The sequence below is a fragment of the Romboutsia weinsteinii genome, assembly GCF_002250835.2.
Lineage (GTDB): Bacteria > Bacillota > Clostridia > Peptostreptococcales > Peptostreptococcaceae > Romboutsia_A > Romboutsia_A weinsteinii.
The window spans coordinates 1-20,639 of sequence record NZ_NOJY02000044.1; the positions used below are offsets into that span (position 1 = coordinate 1).

Consider the following 20,639-nt stretch of genomic DNA (forward strand, 5'->3'; position numbering starts at 1 on the left):
GATCAAAAGATCCTCATAATAATGGATTGGGAGCATTAGAGAACTATATAGATCCAGGTAGTAGTATAGCTATAGAGAGTGATGATATAAGTCATGTTGTAAATGAAAATGATTTAATTTATGAGAGTATATCATTAAATAATGATTTAGTGTGTAGATACTTAGATAATAAGCTATTTTTTTATAGCAGTAGTGCAACAGTGCATGCAGTAGACAAGGAAGAGGATCAAAATGGTAGCATAAATATACAACTTAACCTAGAAGGTGAAGATATTATAAATAATGATTTTTGTATATTTATTAAAAATGGAAAAAAACGATACAATATAAAATTAGGTAATGAAAAACAATGTACTGTGGACCGCTTAGAATATAATCGTACTTATGAAATAAATCCTGTGATTCCAATGAATTATGAACTCGTCAGTATTAGTACATCTCAAAGTAGTAATAATCAAATTATTTTAAGTAAAGAAGAAAAAAATGCAGAAGTATATATAAAATATAGAAAAAAAGATGAGAAATGGTTTACTAGTAAAAAAGAAACTAATATAAATTTTAACATGAAATAAATGGAGAACGTTATGAAATCAATAAGAAAGTTAGTAGTTCTGGTATTTATGGTCATTGCTATTACCTCTGTAACTTTTGCTAAAGATATAGAATGGTTTATATTTAATTCTAAAACAGAATATAAAATAGCTACTAGTAAGATTAATGTAGATATTAATAAAAGTATAGGTGATGGACCAATAAGTATAGATTTAGATAAGGAAAATAAATCGACTTTTAATACAAACATTGATTTTAAGGATATGAGTACCAGTGATGTTTATCTAAGAGTGTTGATATTTCCTTATCTTACTGATATGAATGATGGCAGCTATTCGGAAATTTTAGATTTAGATGAGTTTAAACTGAATTACTTTAATGAAAAAGGAGGTAGCGAAATAGATACTTCTTATTGGTATGCAAGCAGTGATGGATATTACTATTATAAGTATATTCTTAATAATGATGAGATAAATAATCGATTTTTAAAGAGTATATATATAAATATTGATGACTCTAATAAGAAATATTATAAAAGTAAAAAATTAACTATTGATATTATAGCCGAAGTTGTACAAGCAAGAAATGATGCGTATAAGAGTGTTTGGAATGTAGAAGATGAAAAGTTAATTAAAATATTGGATGAACAAGTTTTATATTAGATGATTAGAGGAGATAACTTATGAAAAATAAAAAAATAGTGATAGTTTCAATAGTAGTTTTACTAGTACCTGCATTAGGATTTGGACTTAATTGGTTTATGTCTAATAAGAAATACGAAAACACAAAATATAAGACACTAAAGGTAGAGGCAGAATTTAATCCATCTATCGACAATAATGAGTATAATGGGATAGTTGCAGGAGATATGATAAATAAAAAAATAGCAATAACTCCTAAAAGCACGGCTGAAAGTTTTATAAGAGTAAAGGTTGATAAAGTGTGGAAAGATCCTGGTAATGATGATATTGATGCAAATAATATAACGGTTAATTATAGTAATAGTACTGAAAAAATTAATAGTGAAGACGATGGTAAATGGTATAAAGCAGGTGACGGATACTTGTACTATATTGGCTTGATTGATAGTAATACAAAAGGAGATATTGGCTTGATTGAAAGCATGAAATTTGAAGGTAATATGACTGATGAAGAAGGCAAGGTAGTAGATTGCCAAAATAAAACCTTAAATTTTGAAATAAATATGGATGTAATACAGGCAAAGAATGGTGCATATAATAGCAAATGGAAGAATGATAACAACAAGGAAATAATAGCTAAATTAGACGGGCTAGCTCCAGATAAAATAAGTAAAAAATAAAATAAATATACATAATAAAAAGAGGAGAATTCGATAAAATAACCGAAATTATATAATAAAGGTTTTTGGCTTTAGACACTGTAGTTTAGGGGGAGATATAAAGTGAAAAAGATTATTTCTACTATATTATTAATAGCTTTAGGAAGTATTTCTTTGATAGGTTGTAGCCAGAACGCTATAACAAACAACAAAAAGAGCAATTCTGATAAATTAGCAATAGTGAATAAAGAAGTAATGATATCTGCACCAGATGGATTACCAGCTATAGCGATATCTAAATTAGCTAAGGAGAAACCAATAATTAAAGATGGATATGAAGTGACATACTCTGTTGAGGCAACCTCAGAATCACTTTCAACTACAGTTATGAAGGAGGAACCAGATATAGCGATAGTTCCATCTAATATGGCAGCTATAGCATATAATAAGACGTCAAGCTATAAAATTGCTGGAACTGTAGGCATGGGATCTTTTTATTTGGTATCAACAGAAGATATAAATGATTTTAATGAATTGGTAGGTAAGAAAGTCGGAAATACAGGTAAAAGCCTGACACCAGATATAACAGTACAAACTGTATTAAAAGAAAAAGGAATTAATGTAGATGACATAGATTTTAACTATGTAAATTCAGCAAGTGAACTAGTTCCATTACTAGTTACTGATAAACTAAATACAGCTTTTGTTCCAGAGCCAGCTTTATCTGCTTTAATGGAGAAAAATAAAGATATTAAAATAATTAAAAGTTTAAATGATGGATGGAAAGAAGTTGCTAATTCAAAACAAGGTTACCCTCAGTCTACAATTATCATAAAGTCTGACTTTGCTGAGAACAATCAAGAGTTTGTAGAAGCTTTCTTAGGACAATTATCAAATAGTATTGACTGGGCAAATGATAGTACCAATAATGCCGGTGAATATGCTAAAGAAATAGGTGTTACTACAGATCCAAACATAATTAATAAATCAATGGAAAGAGCAAACCTAAAGTTTATTTCTGTAAAAGATATGATAGAGGATTATAATAGCTACTATCAAAAACTATATAACTTTGACCCAAAGACAGTAGGAGGAACACTACCAGATGAAGGAATTTACCTTGTTGAAGAGTAGAGGTAGTAGGAGTGATAAATTAGAGGTGGCACTTTCTTGTGTCATTCTCTTGTTTTTATGGCAAATTATTGCCTGGAAAATAAATAATGAGATATATTTACCGACTATAGGACAAGTTTTGTCGAGTATATTAGAAATAATTAAAGCAGATAAATTTTATATGGATATTATATTATCTATAGGGCGATGTATTTTTAGTTTTATTATAGCTTTGATATTATCGATGATATTTGGTATTGTTGCATATCTAAGTAGAGGATTTAGAAATTTTTTAAGACCTATAAATGCATTAGCCAGTTCGATACCTACTATGGTACTAGTAGTATTAGCTCTAATTTGGTTTGATAAAGATAATGCTCCGTTTATAGTAGGTATAGCTATAGTATTTCCTATCCTATATGATAGTGTACTTGGTGCTATTACAAATATAGATAAAAATATATTAGAAATGGCTAAACTATATAACATAAGTTTGAGAGGTAAAATATTAAATATATATCTACCTGCGATAAAGCTTAGGCTAGCTTCTATATTATTATCTTCTTTCTCGTTAGCATTAAAAGTAATAATTGCAGGAGAAGTGCATGGACAACCTAATTATGGAATAGGTACAAGAATACAAATAGAAAAAGTGAACTTTAACACATCTGGTATATTTGCATGGATAGTAATTATCCTAATAATATCTGTAATATTAGACGTAGTCCAGAAGGTAATGCTAAGGAGAAGTTTTATATGGAAGAGATAAAGCTTAGAATAAAAAATATGAATAAAAAATATAATGATAATATTATATTTGATAACTTTGACATAGAGTTTGATGTTAATAAGGTTAACTGTATAGTTGGGAAGTCTGGGTGTGGAAAGAGTACCCTTTTAAATATAGTTAGTGGAATAGTTAAAAATGATAGTGAAGATTTTAAAACTATGGAAGATTTAGGGATAAGTTATATATTTCAAGAAGATAGACTAATAGAATGGCTAAATGTAGAGGAAAATATAAAATTTGTATTAGATAAGAAATATAAAAAAGAAGTATTAGAAAGAAAACTACAAGATTATCTAGACTTAGCTGGTATTATCCAATATAAAAAATATTATCCTCAGATGTTGAGTGGAGGAATAAGGCAAAGGGTAAATATAGTTAGAGCACTTATATATCCGTCTAAAGTAATTATTATGGATGAACCATTTAAATCTATTGATATAAAGAATAAAAATATAATTATGGAAAAGCTAAAATATATATTAAAGAAAGAAGTGAGAACTGTATTATTTGTAACTCATGATATAGATGAAGCTTTGTTTATAGCTGATAAAATATATGTTTTAGGTGGATCTCCTGTTAAAGTAAAAGGAGTATTAGATAATAATAGCATAGATAAAAATGCTATTACAGATTTAATATGATATAGATATTAAATTTATTATTCTATATAATGGATAATATTAAAAATATTTAAATAATATAAAAAAATTGGGAAGGGTGTGTATATAGTGGTTAAAGTTTATGTTGAAAAATTAAAGAAGCTTATGGAAGAGAGAAATATCTTTGCTTACATAATACCGTCATCAGATTATCATCAAAGTGAATATGTTGGAGATTTTTTTAAATCTAGAGCTTTTATGTCAGGATTTACAGGTTCAGCAGGAGTATTAGTAGTTACTAAAGATGAAGCTGGACTTTGGACTGACGGAAGATATTTTATACAAGCAGCTGACGAACTTAAAGACTCAGGTATAAAGCTATTCAAGATGGGAGAAGAAGGAGTACCAACAGTAGAACAATACTTAATAGATGTTGTTCCTGAAAATTCTACAATAGGTTTTGATGGAAAAGTTATATCAGCAAAAGAAGGTATTAACTGGGAGTATAAGCTTAAATCTAAAAATATAAGAATTGAGTATACTGAAGATTTGATAGATTCTATATGGGAAAATAGACCAGAAATTGCTAATGAAAAAGCATTTTTGTTGGATGTTAAATATGCTGGAGAAAGTTTTAGTTCTAAACTATCTAGATTAAGAGATAGTATGAAAGAAAATAAAGCTACAACACATATATTAGCTACTCTTGATGATATAGCTTGGCTATTTAATATAAGAGGTGGAGATGTTAAGCATAACCCAGTAGTTCTATCTTATGCTGTGATTACTCTAGATTCAGTTGATTTATTTGTTGATGAAAATAAATTAAATGATGAGATAAAATCTGAATTAAATAAAGAAAATGTTCAAATTAAACCTTATTATGAGGTGTATGAATTTGTTAAAGCTATAGACGAAAAAGAAGTTGTTTTACTTGATCCTAGTAAAGTTAACTATGCAATTTATAACAACATACCTAAGTCAGTATCAAAAGTTGAAAAAACAAATCCTACTGTAATGTTCAAAGCAATTAAGAACAAAGTAGAGTTAGAAAATATAAGAAATAGCCATATTAAAGATGGGGTAGCTGTTACTAAATTTATGTATTGGTTAAAAACTAATGTTGGAAAAATAGATATTACAGAGCTAAGCGCAAGCGATAAGATAGAAGCTTTTAGAAAAGAGCAAGAAGGATTCCTAGATATAAGTTTTGGAACTATAGCAGGATATAGAGAACATGCTGCAATGATGCATTACAGTGCAACAGAAGAAAGCGCATATAAATTAGAGCCTAAAGATTTACTATTAGTAGATTCAGGTGGTCAATATTATGATGGTACTACTGATATAACAAGAACATTTGCTCTAGGAGAAATAAGCGACGAGCTGAAGTTACACTTTACTACTGTAGCAAGAGGTATGATAAAGTTATCAATGGCTAAATTCCTATATGGATGCAGAGGATACAACCTAGATATACTTGCAAGAGGGCCATTATGGGATTTAGATTTAGACTACAAATGTGGAACTGGTCATGGGATAGGTTTTGTATTAAATGTTCATGAGGCTCCAAATGGATTTAGGTGGAAAGTAGTTGCAGACAGAGATGATAGTTGTATAATAGAAGAAGGTATGGTAACTACAAATGAACCAGGTGTATATGTAGAAGGATCTCATGGTATAAGAATAGAAAATGAACTTATAGCTAGAAAGTCTACTAAAAATGAATATGGTCAATATATGGAGTTTGAAGCGGTTACATTAGCTCCAATAGATTTAGATGCAATAGATCCTATTATAATGGAAAATAAAGAGAAAGAATATCTGAACAATTATCACAAAGTAGTATATGACAAGATATCACCATTCTTAAGTGAAGAAGAAAGAGAATGGTTGAAAGAGTATACAAGAGCCATATAAACTAAAAAGGAAAGATAGATAATGTCAAAAGTAAAAACTAATGCAATGAGAATACTAGATTCACATAAAATAAGTTATAAAATGTGGTCATATAAGGTAGTAGATGAACATGTTGATGGGGTAGAAGTAGCCCATCAGATAGGTAGAGATGTGAAAGAGGTTTTTAAAACACTAGTAGCTCAAGGTGCTAGTAAAAGCATATATGTATATGTTATACCTGTAGATGAAAGTCTAGACTTAAAAAAAGCTGCAAAAGTGTCAGGTGAAAAAAATATAGAAATGATTCATGTGAAAGATATAAATAAGTTTACAGGTTATATAAGAGGTGGATGTTCTCCTATAGGTATGAAAAAACAATACAAGACCTTTGTAAATGAAAGTGCTGAAAAATTAGATAATATAATAGTAAGTGCAGGTAAGATAGGATATCAGGTAGAGTTGTCTCCTACTGACTTACAAAGTATTGTAAAATGTGAGTTTATGGATATAGTAAAAATAAGGCTGAGTTAAATTAACTCAGCCTTATTTTTATTATATAATTATAATTTATTGGGATTATATTTAGCTTTTGATATCAATTGAGTCATTGTACCCATTGGGCAATAAACACACCATGATCTAGGTTTGTATAATAACATGGTTATAATTCCTAGAATAGTAGATGTAAGCATTACACTATAAAATCCAAATGCAAATTGAGCAATCCATGGGGATACAATACTAGTGTCGATCCAATTCCAAGGTATATTGAATGTCCAAAGCAGTTTTATAACCTGTCTTAACTCATTATCACCGCTGAAAACTAAGTATGTGTTAAACAGCATAACTAAAAACATAGTCATAAAGAAAGCTAAGAATCCATACCTAAACCATTTACTTCTTAAGTATTTAGGAATATCCATATTTCTTGATAATTTTAAATCATTACCAATAAGATTTAAAAGCTGTCCTCTACCGCAATATGTATTGCAATACTTTTTTCCGCCTCCAGATGCAGATATTATTAATGGGATAAAGAAGCATAGTAATCCTAACCAAGCGAATAAAATATTAAATAGTCCTAAAAGTAAATAAATAGTACTTATTATCCACATATAATCTGCAAGTGTCTTTTTATTTTTTTTCATTGATATTACACTCCTCATAACTTTTTATCTCAATAACAGAAGCAGGGCAAGCTTTAGCACATTTAGCACATCCAACGCATTTTTCTAAATTTACTTTAGCAAAAATACCATGTTCTATTTTTATTATTTGCAGAGGGCACACTTTTGTGCAGGTTCCGCAAGCAACACAATGATTTTCATCTATAATAGCTTTTTTTCTTATCCTATTCATCGTATAAACCTCCATATAATCAATTTTATATAATTATATGATAAAATTGAGTGGAGTTCAGTGACTATATCACATAAGTATTAGTTTATATATTGGATTAAGAATAAATAATATAAAAAATAAAGGCTGAGTCAAATTAACTCAGCCTTACCTCTATCCACTTTGATATCTCTTCTAAAAGTTCATCTTTTACAACTTCATCTAATAAACTATGATAAAGTCCATTTAAAATTCGTAGTTCCTTATCAGTAGAAGAGATATTTTCATAAAAGAATTTGCTGTCCTCACATGATACAATAGTATCAGATGATCCATGTACTATAAAGCATGGATAAGTGAAATTTTTTAGATCACTAACCATGTTGTCACAACTAATACTTAGAGCCTTATACATTTCTATAGTAAGGTTATCTAATATTAAAGAGTCTTTCTCGTATGAATCAATAGCTTTTATATCGTGTGAAAGGCTGTGAGGGTTAGGTACTGGTACTGATAAAAAAGGCTCATCATCATAGTCGTAAAAATCAAACCAATTACCTGAATCACAAACTAAAGGACTAGAAAACACCATTCCATTAACCTTGTCTTTATATTTACAACCAAATCCAGCAAGAGAATGGCCACCAATACTATGGCCTAGAAGGAATATAGGAACATTAGGGTTTTCTGACTTAATTAAGTCTACAATAGAATTTAAATCTTCGAATAGATATGAAGTATCTTTCAAGTACCCCCTTCTTCCATCGGATAAACCATGTCCTCTATGATCATATCTATAAACTCCATAACCGAATGAGTTTAATTTATTTACAGTATAATCATATCTTCCGGAGTGTTCAGCAAGCCCATGAGAAATTAAAATTATAGCGGATGGATTATCAACCATATTTTTTTTATAATGTATATTAATATCATCGAAAGATTTTATTGCTAAGCCAATACTTTCAAAATCCATAAAATCCACTCCTAACACTACCTATCAATAGTAAAATTTATATTTTAAAACATATCATACATATATTCGATAATATTAATCAATAACCCTCTTTTTAATAGAAAAAATATTTAAGTAAGTTGTCTAGCATAACAAATAATGTTAGAGTATAAGTAAGAAGAGATTATTTTGTTGGAAAATGGGGGATATCAATTGAGAATTATAGAATCAAATAAGATAGTAGAGGTAGTAAAGAAGATTTGTGTAGAAGCAAATATCTATTTAGCTGAAGATGTGATAGATTCACTTAAGCAAAATTTAGAGACAGAAAAGAGTAGTACAGGAGCAAATATATTAAATATTTTGATAGAGAATGCAGATATAGCCAAGAAAAATGATAAACCTATATGTCAAGATACAGGTATGGCAGTATTTTTTGTGAATATAGGACAAGACGTGAAAATAGAAGGCGAAAATATAACTGATGCTATAAATGAAGGTGTACGACAGGGATATGAAGAAGGATATCTTAGAAAGTCAGTAGTTGACCCTATTACAAGAATAAACACAAAAGATAATACCCCAGCAATAATTTATTATGATATAGTACCTGGGGACGAGATTGCTATAGAATTTGCTCCAAAGGGATTTGGAAGTGAAAATATGAGTAAGTTAAAGATGCTAAAGCCTTCAGATGGAGTACAAGGAATCAAAGAATTTATAATAGAGACTGTATCAGATGCGGGACCAAATCCATGTCCTCCAATCGTTGTAGGTGTAGGTATCGGTGGAACTGTAGATAAATGTTCACAAATCGCAAAGAGAGCGATATTTAGAACTGTAGGGGAACATAATAAAGATATACAAATAGAAGAGCTAGAAAAAGAATTGTTAATAGCTATTAATAATTTAGGGATTGGGCCTCAGGGATTAGGTGGGAATACAACAGCTCTTGCTGTTAATATTGAAACATTCCCGACTCATATAGCTGGGTTGCCAGTGGTTGTCAATATAAACTGTCATGCTTCAAGGCATAAAAAAGTTGTGATATAGGGGGAATTAACTTATGATAAAATTAAAAACTCCAGTTAGTAATAAGGATATTAACTATTTAAAATGTGGAGATATAGTAAGTCTAAGTGGTGTAATCTATACAGGCAGAGATGCTGCACACAAGAGAATGATAGAAGCATTGGATGCAGGTAAAGAGCTTCCATTTGACGTGATGGGACAAGGGATTTACTATGTAGGACCAACACCAAGCAAACCCGGAGAAGTTATAGGATCAGCAGGTCCTACAACCAGTTATAGAATGGATGATTTAACAGTGCCACTTTTAGAAAAAGGACTTAAACTTATGATAGGGAAAGGTAAAAGAAATGAAGTGGTAGTCGAGGGAATGAAAAAAAACTGCGCTATATACTTAGCGGCAATAGGTGGTGCAGGAGCATACATATCAAACTCAATAAAATCATGTGATATTATTGCATATGAAGATTTGGGAGCAGAGGCAATAAGAAGGTTAGAAGTTGAAGATTTACAATTAATAGTAGCTATAGATGTTGAGGGCAATAATATTTATGAACAAGGAAGAGCAATATTTGCAAAGTAAGTAATATGAAAAATAGTCTTAGAAAAGTGATAGGATATTAAGATCCTTAAGTCACTTGCCTAAGACTATTTGTTATTTAAGGTGAGTACCGTTTGAATCTTGAGTAATAAGACCTTTTTTCATTAGAACTCCTAGAGCTCGCTTGAAGTTTTTCTTACTAGAATTAAATACTGTAGCAATCTCTTCAGGCGTAGATTTATCACTAAATCTCATGTGACCATCAGCACCTTCTAAGTAGCTCATTATTTTACTTTCAAGAACATCTAGCTCTTCTTTTCTAGCTTGTCTAGGAGAAAGTCCTAATTTACCATCTTCATATATTTTTATAACGTGTAAGTTAGTAAGCTCATCATTAATTTTTAATTCAGTAAAGTATTCATTGTGAAGTATAACTGCTGCAAATTTGCTATCTACACAAATCATAGCAGAGTTGTTAGTTTGGAAACCGTAAACTATACCATTAACTTTATCACCAACATTGTAATCATGCTCAGTTGATAAATGTTCATCAATATTTGTAGTAGCTGCTATTCTACCACTTTTATCAAGGTATATGTAGAATAAATACTTATGCCCTGGGTTTAAATCATAAGTCTTTTCTTTAAAAGGAACTAGTATATCCTTAGGAAGTCCCATATCTATGAATGTGCCTATCTCAGTGTTTTCAACAACTTTTAAGAATGCTACATCTCCAACCTTTGCTAAAGGTTGTTCTAAAGTAGCAGTGGTTCTTCCTTCTGAATCTTTATATATAAAAACTGTAACTTCTTCTCCTACCTCAACTTTATTATTTCCAATAAATCTATTATGAAGTAATATGTCATCATTAGTATTATTAGTTTTTGCATCTAAGAAAAATCCGAATTCAGATTTTCTTTTAACTTCAAGTGTATTAAAATCGCCTATTTTTATCAAATTATATCATCTCCTTATGCTTATTAGTTTTACCATTATAAACTTATATAATATCATATATTTAAGATATATTATACAAAAAAAATTAAAAATAAAAGAGCTTGATTGTGTTGCATTCAATTATATTTAGAGTTATAATTGGTATATACCAAAATTGGTATATACCATAAATGAAGTGTGGTGAATCAATGGAAATAGTTAATAAGGATTTAAATATACCCTTACATACTCAACTTTCTAATATAATAACAAAGATGATAGAAGTTGGAGAGTTAAAAGAAGGTGATGCAATAATACCAGAAAGAGAACTTTGTAGCATACAAAATGTAAGTCGAATGACTGTAAATAAAGCTATAGTGGGTTTAGTGTCAGAAGGACTATTGTATAGAGTGCAAGGAAAGGGAACCTTCGTTGCAAAAAATAAAAAAAAATACCAATTCTCTAATGTAAAAGGTTTTACAGATGTTATGAGAGAAAAAGGTGTAAATATAAAGACAGATATACTATCTTTTGAAAAGGAAATACCTAATAAACTAGTAAAAAGTAAGCTTAGTATAGAAGATGAGATTACACAGGTGTATAAGGTAGTGAGATTAAGACATATAGAAGATGAACCTTTTGGTATAGAAATTGTGTATCTTTCAGAACAGTTATGCAAAGGTTTTACAAAGGATATGCTGGATAACAAGTCTTTGTATCATGTTCTAAGTGAGGAATATAATTACAAAATACAAAAAGCAGAGCAGATGATGGAGCCTTTGATATTGACTAGGGAAGATGCTAAGCTCTTAGAGACAGAAGAGGGTACATTGGCTCTTAAAATTCATAGAAATTCATATAACGAAGATAAAGAGCCTATAGAATATACAATATCTATATTTAGAAGTGATAAATATCAATATGAAATAATATTGAGCGAATAGGGGGATTATTTATGAAGTGTATAGTAAATGGAAAAATTCTTTTAGAAAATCAAATACTAGAAAATAAAGTATTAGTATTTGGAAAAAAAATAGTTGATATAACTGATGAGGTTGTAGATGGTTATGAAATAATTGATGCTAATGGTAAATATGTAAGTCCAGGCCTTGTAGACATACATATACATGGTAATGTAGGTAAAGATGTTATGGATGGTAATGAAGAGGCTATAAGTGATATATCAAAATCTATTGTAAGACATGGTGTAACTTCATTTTTACCAACAACAATGACTATGGGAAAAGACTCTATAGATAAAGCGCTACAAGCTATAAGAAAATCTATGAATAAGAATATAGAAGGAGCTAAGCCTATAGGAGTACATTTGGAAGGTCCATTTATAAATGAAGCCTACAAAGGTGCTCAAAATCCAGAGTTTATAATAGATGCAAGTTATGACTTTATAAAAGATAATGCAGATATAATAAAGGTAATTACTTATGCTCCAGAAAAGGATACCAACCTTGAATTTACAAAGGATATAAAGAAAAATACAAATATAGTACTATCAATAGGTCACAGCAAGGCAACTTATGAGCAAGCAAAAGAAGCTATAAACTTAGGAGCAAGTAATATTACTCATTTATTCAATGGAATGACTGGGTTAAATCATAGGAATCCAGGGGTAGTAGGTGCAGCTTTAACAAGTAATGATGCTTATTGTGAAATAATAGCAGACACTATTCATATAAAGAAAGATCTATTCCAATTCATACTAGATAATAAAGGGAAAGAAAAGGTTATACTGATAACAGACTCTATAGAAGCTGGTGGATTAGAAGATGGAGAATACTCTTTAGGGGGCCAAAAGGTAATAGTTAAAGAAAATCAGGCTAGATTAGAAAGTGGATCTTTAGCAGGAAGTGTTATGCCTTTAAATATAATGATTAATAACTTCTACAAAAACACAAATTTAAAAATTAATGAAGCTATTAATCTTGCATCATTAAATGCAGCTAGATCTATACATGTAGACAACACAAAGGGAAGTATACAAATAGGTAAGGATGCTGATATAGCAATATTTGATGAAGATTTAAACTGTTTTATGACTATAGTTAATGGAGAAATACTATATAAAAGATAAAAATTTTGGAGGGATAGACATGAGAATATTAGTATGTAAAAACTACGAGGAAATGAGTAAAAAAGCAGCACAAATGATATTAAGTCAGGTTACTTTAAAGCCAAATTCTGTATTAGGATTAGCAACAGGAAGTACACCAATAGGAATGTATAAAAATCTAGTTGAACTTTATAATAATAAACTAGTAGATTTCTCAGATGTAGTTACTTTCAACTTAGATGAGTATTACCAATTACCTATAACAAACGACCAAAGTTACCATTACTTTATGCATGATAATTTATTCAATCATATAAATATAAAGCCGGAAAATATTCATGTTCCAAATGGAATGACAGATAGTGTAGAAGCTGAGTGTATAGCTTATGAACAAGCAATAAATGAAGCAGATGGAATAGATATACAAGTATTAGGAATAGGTACAAATGCTCACATAGGATTTAATGAACCTACAATAAGCTTTGAAAGAGGAACTCATTTAGTAGATTTAACAGATTCTACAATACAAGCAAATGCTAGATTCTTTGATTCTATAGAAGATGTTCCTAAAAAAGCAGTAACTATGGGTACAGGATCTATATTCAAAGCTAGAAAGATAATGCTTTTAGCATGTGGAGAAGGTAAAGCTGAAGCTATATACAATACTGTACACGGAAAAATAACTCCAGAAGTACCAGCTTCAATATTACAGTTCCATCATGATATAGTACTAATATTAGATGAGGCAGCTGCAAGCAAGCTTGATCCAAAAGATTATAAATTAGTTTAATAAATATATGAGAGACTCCATATAATGTGTAAAATTTATATGGAGTTTCTTTGCGTATAAATTTTACTATAATATTAACTAAAATAATTAAGTTATGTGATGATTAATATAAATAGTATTGATTTGGACACGAATAAAATCTTATAATAATTATATAGTTGAAAAATAGGGGGAAATACTTTGAAGAAAATGGTAAGTACGTTTATAAGGTTATTTACAGGGTTATTTATATGTGCATTGGCAATTGTGTTTATGGTCAATGCAAACTTGGGTCTTTCTCCATGGGATGCACTCCATCAGGGAATATCGAATATAACAGGAATTACTATGGGAACTGCAAGTATTATAGTTGGATTTATTATTGTTATTGTTGATGTTGTCTTGGGAGAAAATGTAGGTTGGGGAACAGTATTAAATATGATATTTGTAGGGGTATTTATTGATGTAATTATGTTTTTAAATATTGTACCTATGTCAACCAATTTTATATTTGCATTATCAATGTTAATTGTTGGTATGATACTTATGGGATTTGGGATGGTACTTTATTTAGGGAGTGAAGTCGGAAGTGGACCAAGAGATGGTATGATGATTGCACTACAAAAGAGATTTAATAAGCCTGTATATTTAATTAGAGGATGCATAGAAGGTAGTGCTTTAATAGGTGCATATCTTTTAGGAGGTAGTATAGGAATTGGTACCATAATAACAGCAATAGGTCTTGGGTATGTAATACAGATTATATTTAAAATATGCAGATTTGATTCGGGAAATTTAAGTCATCGATTTATAATAGATGATATTAATTATTTAAGAGGTTATAGCAAAGAAGACACAACGCTAGACCAAAAAGAAGTAGCAAATGAATGTGAATAAAAATATAGTTAAATAATTAGAAATAGGGAAAAATAACACCGATGACAACGGTGTTATTTTTATTTTTATAAAAAAGAACTAAAAAAAGTTAAATTAGGGATACTAAACTTTTTGAATATTAATATAAACACTTTCATATGATTTTTTTTATAAAGTGTGTAAAATACTGAACTTCATCAATAAAAATAAAAATAAAAAAATAGTGAAAAAGTATTGAATTATATCATATAATTTTATATAATAATTTTTGTTGTTTAGCAATTTTAAACAATATGTTTAGTTATAATAACAAAAAAAATTAAGGAGGTGGGACTATGGATATAGGTGAAAAAATAAAAAGAATGAGAATAGAAAAACAACTGACCCAGGAAGAATTAGCAAATAGATGTGAGTTATCAAAAGGATTTATATCTCAGTTAGAAAATAATTTAACATCACCATCCATTGCTACCCTTATAGATATACTTGAAATTTTAGGAACAAACTTAAGGGAGTTTTTTAATGAAATAGATGATGAAAGAATTTGTTTTACAAAAGATGATATGTTTGAAACAGAAGATGAAGATTTAAAATATACATTTAAATGGTTGATTCCAAATTCACAAAAAAATGAAATGGAACCAGTAATAATAACTTTATATCCTGGTGGGCAATATAAAGAAGAAAAGCCTCACGAGGGAGAAGAATTTGGATATGTACTTGCAGGTTCTGTATATGTACATATTGGAGATAGAAAGAGTAAAGTAAAAAAAGGAGAAAGCTTTTATTTTAAGCCGAGAGCAAATCACTATATATCAAATGCAGGAAAAACTGAAGCAAAAGTGATTTGGGTAAGTACTCCGCCGTCATTCTAGAAGAGAGGTGTTTGATAAATTGGTAGAAAATATAATTAGATTAGAAAAAATATCTAAAAAGTATGATGATCTTACTGTTTTAGATAACTTAAACTTAGATATAAAGAAAAATGAGTTTTTAACTTTGTTAGGACCAAGTGGGTGTGGGAAAACTACAACACTAAAGATAATAGCAGGATTTGAATATGCAGACGATGGTAAAGTTTTATTTGAAAATAAAGAAATGAACAATTTACCACCATATGAAAGACAGGTAAATACAGTATTCCAAAAGTATGCATTATTCCCTCATATGAATGTATATGAAAATATAGCATTTGGACTGAAGATCAAAAAGATGCAAAAAGATGAGATAGATAAAAAAGTTAAAGAAATGTTAAAGCTAGTTGCACTTGAAGGTTTTGAAAAAAGAAAAGTAGATTCTTTAAGTGGAGGTCAGCAACAAAGAATAGCAATAGCTAGAGCTTTAGTTAACGAGCCTAAAGTACTTTTACTAGATGAACCGCTTGGAGCACTAGATTTGAAATTAAGAAAAGAAATGCAAATAGAATTAAAGAGAATGCAACAAAAGTTAGGAATAACATTTATATTTGTAACGCATGACCAAGAAGAAGCACTTACTATGTCTGACACTATAATAGTAATGAACAAAGGAAAAATACAACAAATGGGATCTCCTCAAGATATATATAATGAACCTGAAAATTCATTTGTAGCTAGATTCATAGGAGAAAGTAATATATTCGATGGAATAATGTTAGAAGACTTCAAAGTTGAGTTTTGTAACATATTATTTGACTGTGTAGATAAAGGTTTTGAAAAGAAGGAAGATATAGAAGTAGTAATAAGACCAGAAGATATAAAAATGGTAGACCCAAAAGATGGGATGTTAAAGGGATTAGTTACATCAGTAGTATTTAAGGGCGTTCACTATGAAATAGAAGTAAAAGAAAATGATAGATTATGGATACTTCACAATACTAAAAGTGCTGAGATCGGAACAGAGCTAGGCATGGATATATACCCTGAAGATATTCATATAATGAGAAAAGTGAGCAACTAATTATGAAAAAACAAAAATCTATATTAGCATATCCATATATAATATGGAGTGCAATATTTATAGTAATCCCTTTAATACTAGTAGTATTTTTTAGTTTTACAAAAGAAGTAGATGGAGGTTATGTATTTTCTCTATCAAATTATCAAGAATTAATGGATCCTATATACTGGAAAGTATTTTTTAGATCAATAATACTTGCAGGTACATCTACATTAATATGTCTTATAGTCGGATATCCAGTGGCTTATATAATTTCTAAAGCAAAAGTAAGTAGAAGAGGAACCCTAATATTATTATTTATACTTCCAATGTGGATGAATTTCCTTTTAAGAACTTATGCTTGGATAGCTATACTTGGAAAAAATGGTCTTTTAAATTCATTACTAGGTATATTGGGAATAGAACCAGTTAGTGTATTATATACTACTTTTGCAATATTACTTGGTATGGTTTATAACTTCTTACCATTTATGGTATTACCGATATATACATCATTATCTAAGATGGATAATGATTTAATAAATGCAGCTCATGATTTAGGAGCGAATAATTTCCAAGTATTTACAAAGGTAATATTCCCTCTTAGTTTACCTGGTGTAATATCAGGAATAACAATGGTATTTATGCCAGCTGTTACAACATTCGCAATATCAAGACTACTGGGTGGCGGAAAGTTTATGCTACTTGGAGATTTAATAGAACAACAATTTACAGTTGTAGGTGATTGGAACTTTGGATCAGCTATATCAATATTCATGATGATAGTTATATTAATATCTATGGCTGTTATGTCAAAATTTGAAGATGAATCCGACAAAGAAGGTGGTGGGTTACTATTTTAAAGTTAAAGAAAATAATACCTAATTTATATTTGTTTTTAGTATTCTTATTCTTATATGCACCGATATTTGCATTAGCATTGTTTTCTTTCAATGACTCTAAATCAATGGCTCACTGGGGTGGATTCACTTTCAAGTGGTATGAAAGGCTGATTCATAATGAAAGTATAATGAGCGCTTTATACTATACTCTTGTAGTTGCAATATTATCATCAATAATAGCGACTATTATAGGTACAATAAGTGCAATAGGAATACACAAGATGAGAGGTAAAAGTAGAAAATTAATATTAAATATAAATTATCTACCTGTATTAAATCCTGATATAGTTACTGCTGTAGCTCTTATGAGCTTATTCGCTTTTGTAAAAATGGAATTTGGATTTTCTACTATGCTTTTATCACACATAATGTTTAATATACCTTATGTTATATTATCTGTTTTACCAAAAATGAAACAATTGCCTCAGAATATTGAAGAGGCAGCTATGGACTTAGGGGCGAAGCCTTTATATGCTCTTAGAAAAGTAATATTACCACAAATAAAACCAGGTATAATTTCTGGGTTTTTAATTGCTTTTACTATGTCTATAGATGACTTTATAATAAGTTTCTTCAACACTGGAAATGGGGTTAGTAACTTATCTATAGAAATATATGGTATGGCAAGAAGGGGTATTAAGCCTGAAATAAATGCATTATCAACTATAATGTTTGCGGTAGTCTTAGGATTACTTTTATTATCAAATAAGAAGCAGTCTATAGTAAGAGGTGATGAGTAATGGCAAAATTAAAAACAGTAATATCGCTTATCGCTGTAGGATTAATGAGTGCTAGTTTATTAACTGGATGTAATAAATCAGATAACTCAACAGGTTCTCTCTATGTATACAATGTAGGAGATTATATAGATGAAGAATTAATAACTAAATTTGAAGAAGAAACAGGGATTGATGTTACGTACGAAACTTATGATACTAATGAAATGATGTATCAGAAAGTAAAAAGTGGAAGTACAAACTATGATTTAGTTTTTCCATCAGATTACATGGTGGAAAAAATGAAAAGTGAAGGTCTTCTTCAAAAAATAGATTTTAAGAATATACCTAATATTAAAAATATAGATGAAGATTTTTTTAATCCAGTATATGACGAAACTAATGAATACAGTGTACCATATATGTGGGGTACGTTTGGTATAGTTTATAATAAAACTATGGTTAAAGAAAAAGTAGATAGTTGGGATATATTATGGGATGAAAAATACAAGTCTAATCTAATGATGTTTGACTCAGTTAGAGATACTATGGGAATAGCACTAAAAAAATTAGGATACAGTATGAATAGTACTAACCAAAAAGAAATAGATGAAGCTAAAGAGCTCTTAATGAAGCAAAAAGATTTAGTGTTAGCATATGTAAATGATGAAGGTAAGGATAGGTTAATAGGTGAAGAAGTAGCTATGGGTATAAACTACTCAGGAGATGCAATTACTATGATGGAAGAAAATCCAAATCTTGCTTATGCAATACCTAAAGAAGGAACTAACAAATGGGTAGATGCTATGTGTATTCCTACTACTGCTAAGCATAAAAAAGAAGCTGAGATGTTTATTAACTTTTTACTAGATGCTGAAAATGCTAAGGTAAATGCTGAGTATATAGGATACTCAATACCTAATAAAGCAGCGTTAGAATTATTAGATGAAGAAATCGTAAACGACCCAGTTGCATACCCTTCAGAAGAAGTATTAAAGAAAACTGAAACATTTATAGATATTGGTTCAGAAATAAAGAAATATGATAAAGCATGGATTGAATTAAAATCTAAATAGATTCTAAATAAAAAGGTGAACTTACTAAGTTCACCTTTTTATTTAGAGAAAACTTATAATGATATTAGCTTTTATACAAATTAAAAATCATAAATAAATAGTAAAGAAAATAAGATATAATTAAGATTATATTTTCAATTAGGGGGAGTTATGGGAAAGAAAAGGATAAAGCATCTGGGGAAGAAAAAAAGAAGGAAAAAAAATATATATGTAAAATCAAAGATAAGAGGCGTAGGTATTACTATATTACTTGTAATTAGTATTATTTCGATTTTTAACATATCTAAATATATAGAAGAATTATATGTAGGTAAAGATATAGAGAGCAATAAAGTAGAGTACTACATAGAAGTAGCTGATGAGGCCAGTGAGTATAAGGTGCAATTAAATTGGAAGGAACTTATGGCTATTGATATGGTAAGATATGATGATTTAACAGCTGTGAAAAAGAAGGATACACTTAAGATTGGAGATATGTTTATATCAAAAGAACAAAATAATGATGGTATAGTAACTTATAAAGTAAAATCATTTAACGAAGTATTGGATAAGATAGATTTTAATAAAGATGAAAAGAATGATGCAAAGAAGAATGTTAAACTATTGGAATCTGCATACTTGGATAGTAGTATAACTAGTGATAATAGTAAGATATCATTTATAAATAGTATCAAAAAAGTAGCAGTAGAAAGCTATAAAAAATATGGAATATTACCATCTATTACTGTAGGTCAAGCTATACTAGAGTCTGGATGGGGGCAATCTGAATTAAGTTTAAAGAGCAATAATATGTTTGGTATAAAAGCAGACAATAGATGGAATGGGAAGAGCATAGAAGTAGTAACATCAGAAAACTATAATGATAAAATCGTGGCATCTTTTAGATCATATGACTCTATAGGAGATTCTATTAAAGATCATGCCATGTTTTTAGTAGAGAATAAAAGATATAAAGAACATGGATTATTTGAAGCAACTCATTATATAACTCAGGCACAGTCATTAGAAGATGCAGGGTATAGTACAAAGACTAATGAAAGTGGCGAAAAAATATATGCAGATACTCTTATAAATGTTATAAGAAGCTACAATTTGCAATTAATAGATCATGAAGTTCAAGTTAAATAAAAAATATATAAAATAATGTTGACATATAAAAAATATGGTGGTAATATTATATATGTGCTCAAGAGAGCGCGGAAAAATAAGAACTTTGAAAATTAAACAGTAGGTTAATTTATAGAATTTGAAACAACCAAACAA

The 20,639-nt window shown here is 29.4% G+C and carries 24 protein-coding genes; 20 read left to right on the forward strand and 4 right to left on the reverse strand.

Features of this window, described 5'->3' with window-relative positions:
• From CHL78_RS20835 to ybaK, 8 genes are all read left to right on the forward strand, one after another.
• Positions 1–572: hypothetical protein (locus CHL78_RS20835; RefSeq protein WP_158540714.1), on the forward strand; the 572-nt coding region annotated here is incomplete at its 5' end.
• A 12-nt stretch (positions 573–584) separates the two neighbouring features.
• Positions 585–1,214 (forward strand): hypothetical protein, encoded by a 630-nt coding sequence (locus CHL78_RS16020; RefSeq protein WP_094368391.1) that lies wholly within the window; start codon positions 585–587, stop codon positions 1,212–1,214.
• Positions 1,215–1,234: 20 nt separating this feature from the next.
• Positions 1,235–1,873: a hypothetical protein gene (locus CHL78_RS16025; protein WP_094368390.1), complete on the forward strand. Its 639-nt coding sequence runs from the start codon at positions 1,235–1,237 to the stop codon at positions 1,871–1,873.
• A 102-nt stretch (positions 1,874–1,975) separates the two neighbouring features.
• Positions 1,976–2,986 (forward strand): ABC transporter substrate-binding protein, encoded by a 1,011-nt coding sequence (locus CHL78_RS16030; RefSeq protein ID WP_094368389.1) that lies wholly within the window; start codon positions 1,976–1,978, stop codon positions 2,984–2,986.
• Positions 2,958–3,734, forward strand: a complete 777-nt coding sequence (locus CHL78_RS16035; protein WP_094368388.1) for an ABC transporter permease — start codon at positions 2,958–2,960, stop codon at positions 3,732–3,734. Before CHL78_RS16030 ends, CHL78_RS16035 begins: the two co-directional genes overlap by 29 nt.
• Positions 3,722–4,396, forward strand: a complete 675-nt coding sequence (locus CHL78_RS16040; RefSeq protein WP_094368387.1) for an ABC transporter ATP-binding protein — start codon at positions 3,722–3,724, stop codon at positions 4,394–4,396. Before CHL78_RS16035 ends, CHL78_RS16040 begins: the two co-directional genes overlap by 13 nt.
• Before the next feature lie 87 nt (positions 4,397–4,483).
• Entirely contained in the window at positions 4,484–6,274 is a 1,791-nt protein-coding gene (locus tag CHL78_RS16045; protein WP_094368386.1) for an aminopeptidase P family protein, read from the forward strand.
• A 21-nt stretch (positions 6,275–6,295) separates the two neighbouring features.
• Positions 6,296–6,784, forward strand: a complete 489-nt coding sequence (gene ybaK, locus CHL78_RS16050; RefSeq protein ID WP_094368385.1) for a Cys-tRNA(Pro) deacylase — start codon at positions 6,296–6,298, stop codon at positions 6,782–6,784.
• 29 nt (positions 6,785–6,813) lie between these two features.
• Here the strand turns inward: ybaK and CHL78_RS16055 are convergent, their stop codons facing one another.
• The 3 genes from CHL78_RS16055 to CHL78_RS16065 form a co-directional block, all read right to left on the reverse strand.
• Complete coding sequence (locus tag CHL78_RS16055; RefSeq protein ID WP_094368384.1) at positions 6,814–7,401, reverse strand: 4Fe-4S binding protein; 588 nt, start codon at positions 7,399–7,401, stop codon at positions 6,814–6,816.
• Complete coding sequence (locus CHL78_RS16060; RefSeq protein WP_094368383.1) at positions 7,388–7,612, reverse strand: 4Fe-4S dicluster domain-containing protein; 225 nt, start codon at positions 7,610–7,612, stop codon at positions 7,388–7,390. Before CHL78_RS16060 ends, CHL78_RS16055 begins: the two co-directional genes overlap by 14 nt.
• Before the next feature lie 136 nt (positions 7,613–7,748).
• The gene (locus tag CHL78_RS16065; protein ID WP_094368382.1) at positions 7,749–8,567 is read right to left on the reverse strand and encodes an alpha/beta hydrolase; all 819 of its coding nucleotides are present in this window, start codon (positions 8,565–8,567) and stop codon (positions 7,749–7,751) included.
• A 192-nt stretch (positions 8,568–8,759) separates the two neighbouring features.
• On the opposite strand from CHL78_RS16065, the gene CHL78_RS16070 reads away from it, so the two are divergent.
• Complete coding sequence (locus CHL78_RS16070; protein WP_094368381.1) at positions 8,760–9,599, forward strand: fumarate hydratase; 840 nt, start codon at positions 8,760–8,762, stop codon at positions 9,597–9,599.
• Positions 9,600–9,612: 13 nt separating this feature from the next.
• Positions 9,613–10,158, forward strand: coding sequence for a Fe-S-containing hydro-lyase (locus CHL78_RS16075; protein ID WP_094368380.1), 546 nt, complete (start codon positions 9,613–9,615; stop codon positions 10,156–10,158).
• Between the two features lie 72 nt (positions 10,159–10,230).
• Here CHL78_RS16075 and CHL78_RS16080 read toward each other — a convergent pair whose 3' ends face one another.
• Complete coding sequence (locus tag CHL78_RS16080; protein ID WP_094368379.1) at positions 10,231–11,073, reverse strand: CvfB family protein; 843 nt, start codon at positions 11,071–11,073, stop codon at positions 10,231–10,233.
• Positions 11,074–11,243: 170 nt separating this feature from the next.
• On the opposite strand from CHL78_RS16080, the gene CHL78_RS21375 reads away from it, so the two are divergent.
• The 10 genes from CHL78_RS21375 (at position 11,244) to CHL78_RS16130 (ending at position 20,504) form a co-directional block, all read left to right on the forward strand.
• Positions 11,244–11,996 carry a GntR family transcriptional regulator gene (locus tag CHL78_RS21375; protein ID WP_274541863.1) on the forward strand — a complete coding sequence of 251 codons (753 nt, stop codon included), beginning with the start codon at positions 11,244–11,246 and terminating at the stop codon, positions 11,994–11,996.
• 11 nt (positions 11,997–12,007) lie between these two features.
• Complete coding sequence (gene nagA / locus CHL78_RS16090) at positions 12,008–13,141, forward strand: N-acetylglucosamine-6-phosphate deacetylase (protein ID WP_094368377.1); 1,134 nt, start codon at positions 12,008–12,010, stop codon at positions 13,139–13,141.
• Between the two features lie 19 nt (positions 13,142–13,160).
• The gene (gene nagB, locus CHL78_RS16095) at positions 13,161–13,910 is read left to right on the forward strand and encodes a glucosamine-6-phosphate deaminase (RefSeq protein WP_094368376.1); all 750 of its coding nucleotides are present in this window, start codon (positions 13,161–13,163) and stop codon (positions 13,908–13,910) included.
• A 189-nt stretch (positions 13,911–14,099) separates the two neighbouring features.
• The gene (locus tag CHL78_RS16100; protein WP_094368397.1) at positions 14,100–14,786 is read left to right on the forward strand and encodes a YczE/YyaS/YitT family protein; all 687 of its coding nucleotides are present in this window, start codon (positions 14,100–14,102) and stop codon (positions 14,784–14,786) included.
• 314 nt (positions 14,787–15,100) lie between these two features.
• Positions 15,101–15,640, forward strand: a complete 540-nt coding sequence (locus CHL78_RS16105) for a helix-turn-helix domain-containing protein (RefSeq protein WP_094368375.1) — start codon at positions 15,101–15,103, stop codon at positions 15,638–15,640.
• A gap of 19 nt (positions 15,641–15,659) precedes the next feature.
• Positions 15,660–16,703 (forward strand): spermidine/putrescine ABC transporter ATP-binding protein, encoded by a 1,044-nt coding sequence (gene potA / locus CHL78_RS16110; protein ID WP_094368374.1) that lies wholly within the window; start codon positions 15,660–15,662, stop codon positions 16,701–16,703.
• 2 nt (positions 16,704–16,705) lie between these two features.
• Positions 16,706–17,545 carry an ABC transporter permease gene (locus tag CHL78_RS16115; RefSeq protein ID WP_094368373.1) on the forward strand — a complete coding sequence of 280 codons (840 nt, stop codon included), beginning with the start codon at positions 16,706–16,708 and terminating at the stop codon, positions 17,543–17,545.
• Between the two features lie 104 nt (positions 17,546–17,649).
• Positions 17,650–18,324, forward strand: a complete 675-nt coding sequence (locus CHL78_RS16120) for an ABC transporter permease (RefSeq protein WP_094368396.1) — start codon at positions 17,650–17,652, stop codon at positions 18,322–18,324.
• The gene (locus tag CHL78_RS16125; protein WP_094368372.1) at positions 18,324–19,376 is read left to right on the forward strand and encodes an ABC transporter substrate-binding protein; all 1,053 of its coding nucleotides are present in this window, start codon (positions 18,324–18,326) and stop codon (positions 19,374–19,376) included. The genes CHL78_RS16120 and CHL78_RS16125 overlap by 1 nt, the downstream gene beginning before the upstream one ends.
• A 150-nt stretch (positions 19,377–19,526) precedes the next feature.
• On the forward strand, positions 19,527–20,504 hold the full coding sequence (locus tag CHL78_RS16130; protein ID WP_094368371.1) for a glycoside hydrolase family 73 protein: 978 nt from the start codon (positions 19,527–19,529) through the stop codon (positions 20,502–20,504).
• The last annotated feature ends 135 nt before the right edge of the window (positions 20,505–20,639 follow it).

Coding starts and splice junctions, on each gene's coding strand:
- CHL78_RS16020 (WP_094368391.1), top strand. CDS start 585: ATGAAATCAATAAGAAAGTTAGTAGTTCTGGTATTTATGGTCATTGCT.
- CHL78_RS16025 (WP_094368390.1), top strand. CDS start 1,235: ATGAAAAATAAAAAAATAGTGATAGTTTCAATAGTAGTTTTACTAGTA.
- CHL78_RS16035 (WP_094368388.1), top strand. CDS start 2,958: ATGAAGGAATTTACCTTGTTGAAGAGTAGAGGTAGTAGGAGTGATAAA.
- CHL78_RS16040 (WP_094368387.1), top strand. CDS start 3,722: ATGGAAGAGATAAAGCTTAGAATAAAAAATATGAATAAAAAATATAAT.
- ybaK (WP_094368385.1), top strand. CDS start 6,296: ATGTCAAAAGTAAAAACTAATGCAATGAGAATACTAGATTCACATAAA.
- CHL78_RS16055 (WP_094368384.1), bottom strand. CDS start 7,401: ATGAAAAAAAATAAAAAGACACTTGCAGATTATATGTGGATAATAAGT.
- CHL78_RS16060 (WP_094368383.1), bottom strand. CDS start 7,612: ATGAATAGGATAAGAAAAAAAGCTATTATAGATGAAAATCATTGTGTT.
- CHL78_RS16065 (WP_094368382.1), bottom strand. CDS start 8,567: ATGGATTTTGAAAGTATTGGCTTAGCAATAAAATCTTTCGATGATATT.
- CHL78_RS16075 (WP_094368380.1), top strand. CDS start 9,613: ATGATAAAATTAAAAACTCCAGTTAGTAATAAGGATATTAACTATTTA.
- CHL78_RS21375 (WP_274541863.1), top strand. CDS start 11,244: ATGAAGTGTGGTGAATCAATGGAAATAGTTAATAAGGATTTAAATATA.
- nagA (WP_094368377.1), top strand. CDS start 12,008: ATGAAGTGTATAGTAAATGGAAAAATTCTTTTAGAAAATCAAATACTA.
- nagB (WP_094368376.1), top strand. CDS start 13,161: ATGAGAATATTAGTATGTAAAAACTACGAGGAAATGAGTAAAAAAGCA.
- CHL78_RS16100 (WP_094368397.1), top strand. CDS start 14,100: ATGGTAAGTACGTTTATAAGGTTATTTACAGGGTTATTTATATGTGCA.
- CHL78_RS16105 (WP_094368375.1), top strand. CDS start 15,101: ATGGATATAGGTGAAAAAATAAAAAGAATGAGAATAGAAAAACAACTG.
- CHL78_RS16115 (WP_094368373.1), top strand. CDS start 16,706: ATGAAAAAACAAAAATCTATATTAGCATATCCATATATAATATGGAGT.
- CHL78_RS16120 (WP_094368396.1), top strand. CDS start 17,650: ATGGCTCACTGGGGTGGATTCACTTTCAAGTGGTATGAAAGGCTGATT.
- CHL78_RS16125 (WP_094368372.1), top strand. CDS start 18,324: ATGGCAAAATTAAAAACAGTAATATCGCTTATCGCTGTAGGATTAATG.
- CHL78_RS16130 (WP_094368371.1), top strand. CDS start 19,527: ATGGGAAAGAAAAGGATAAAGCATCTGGGGAAGAAAAAAAGAAGGAAA.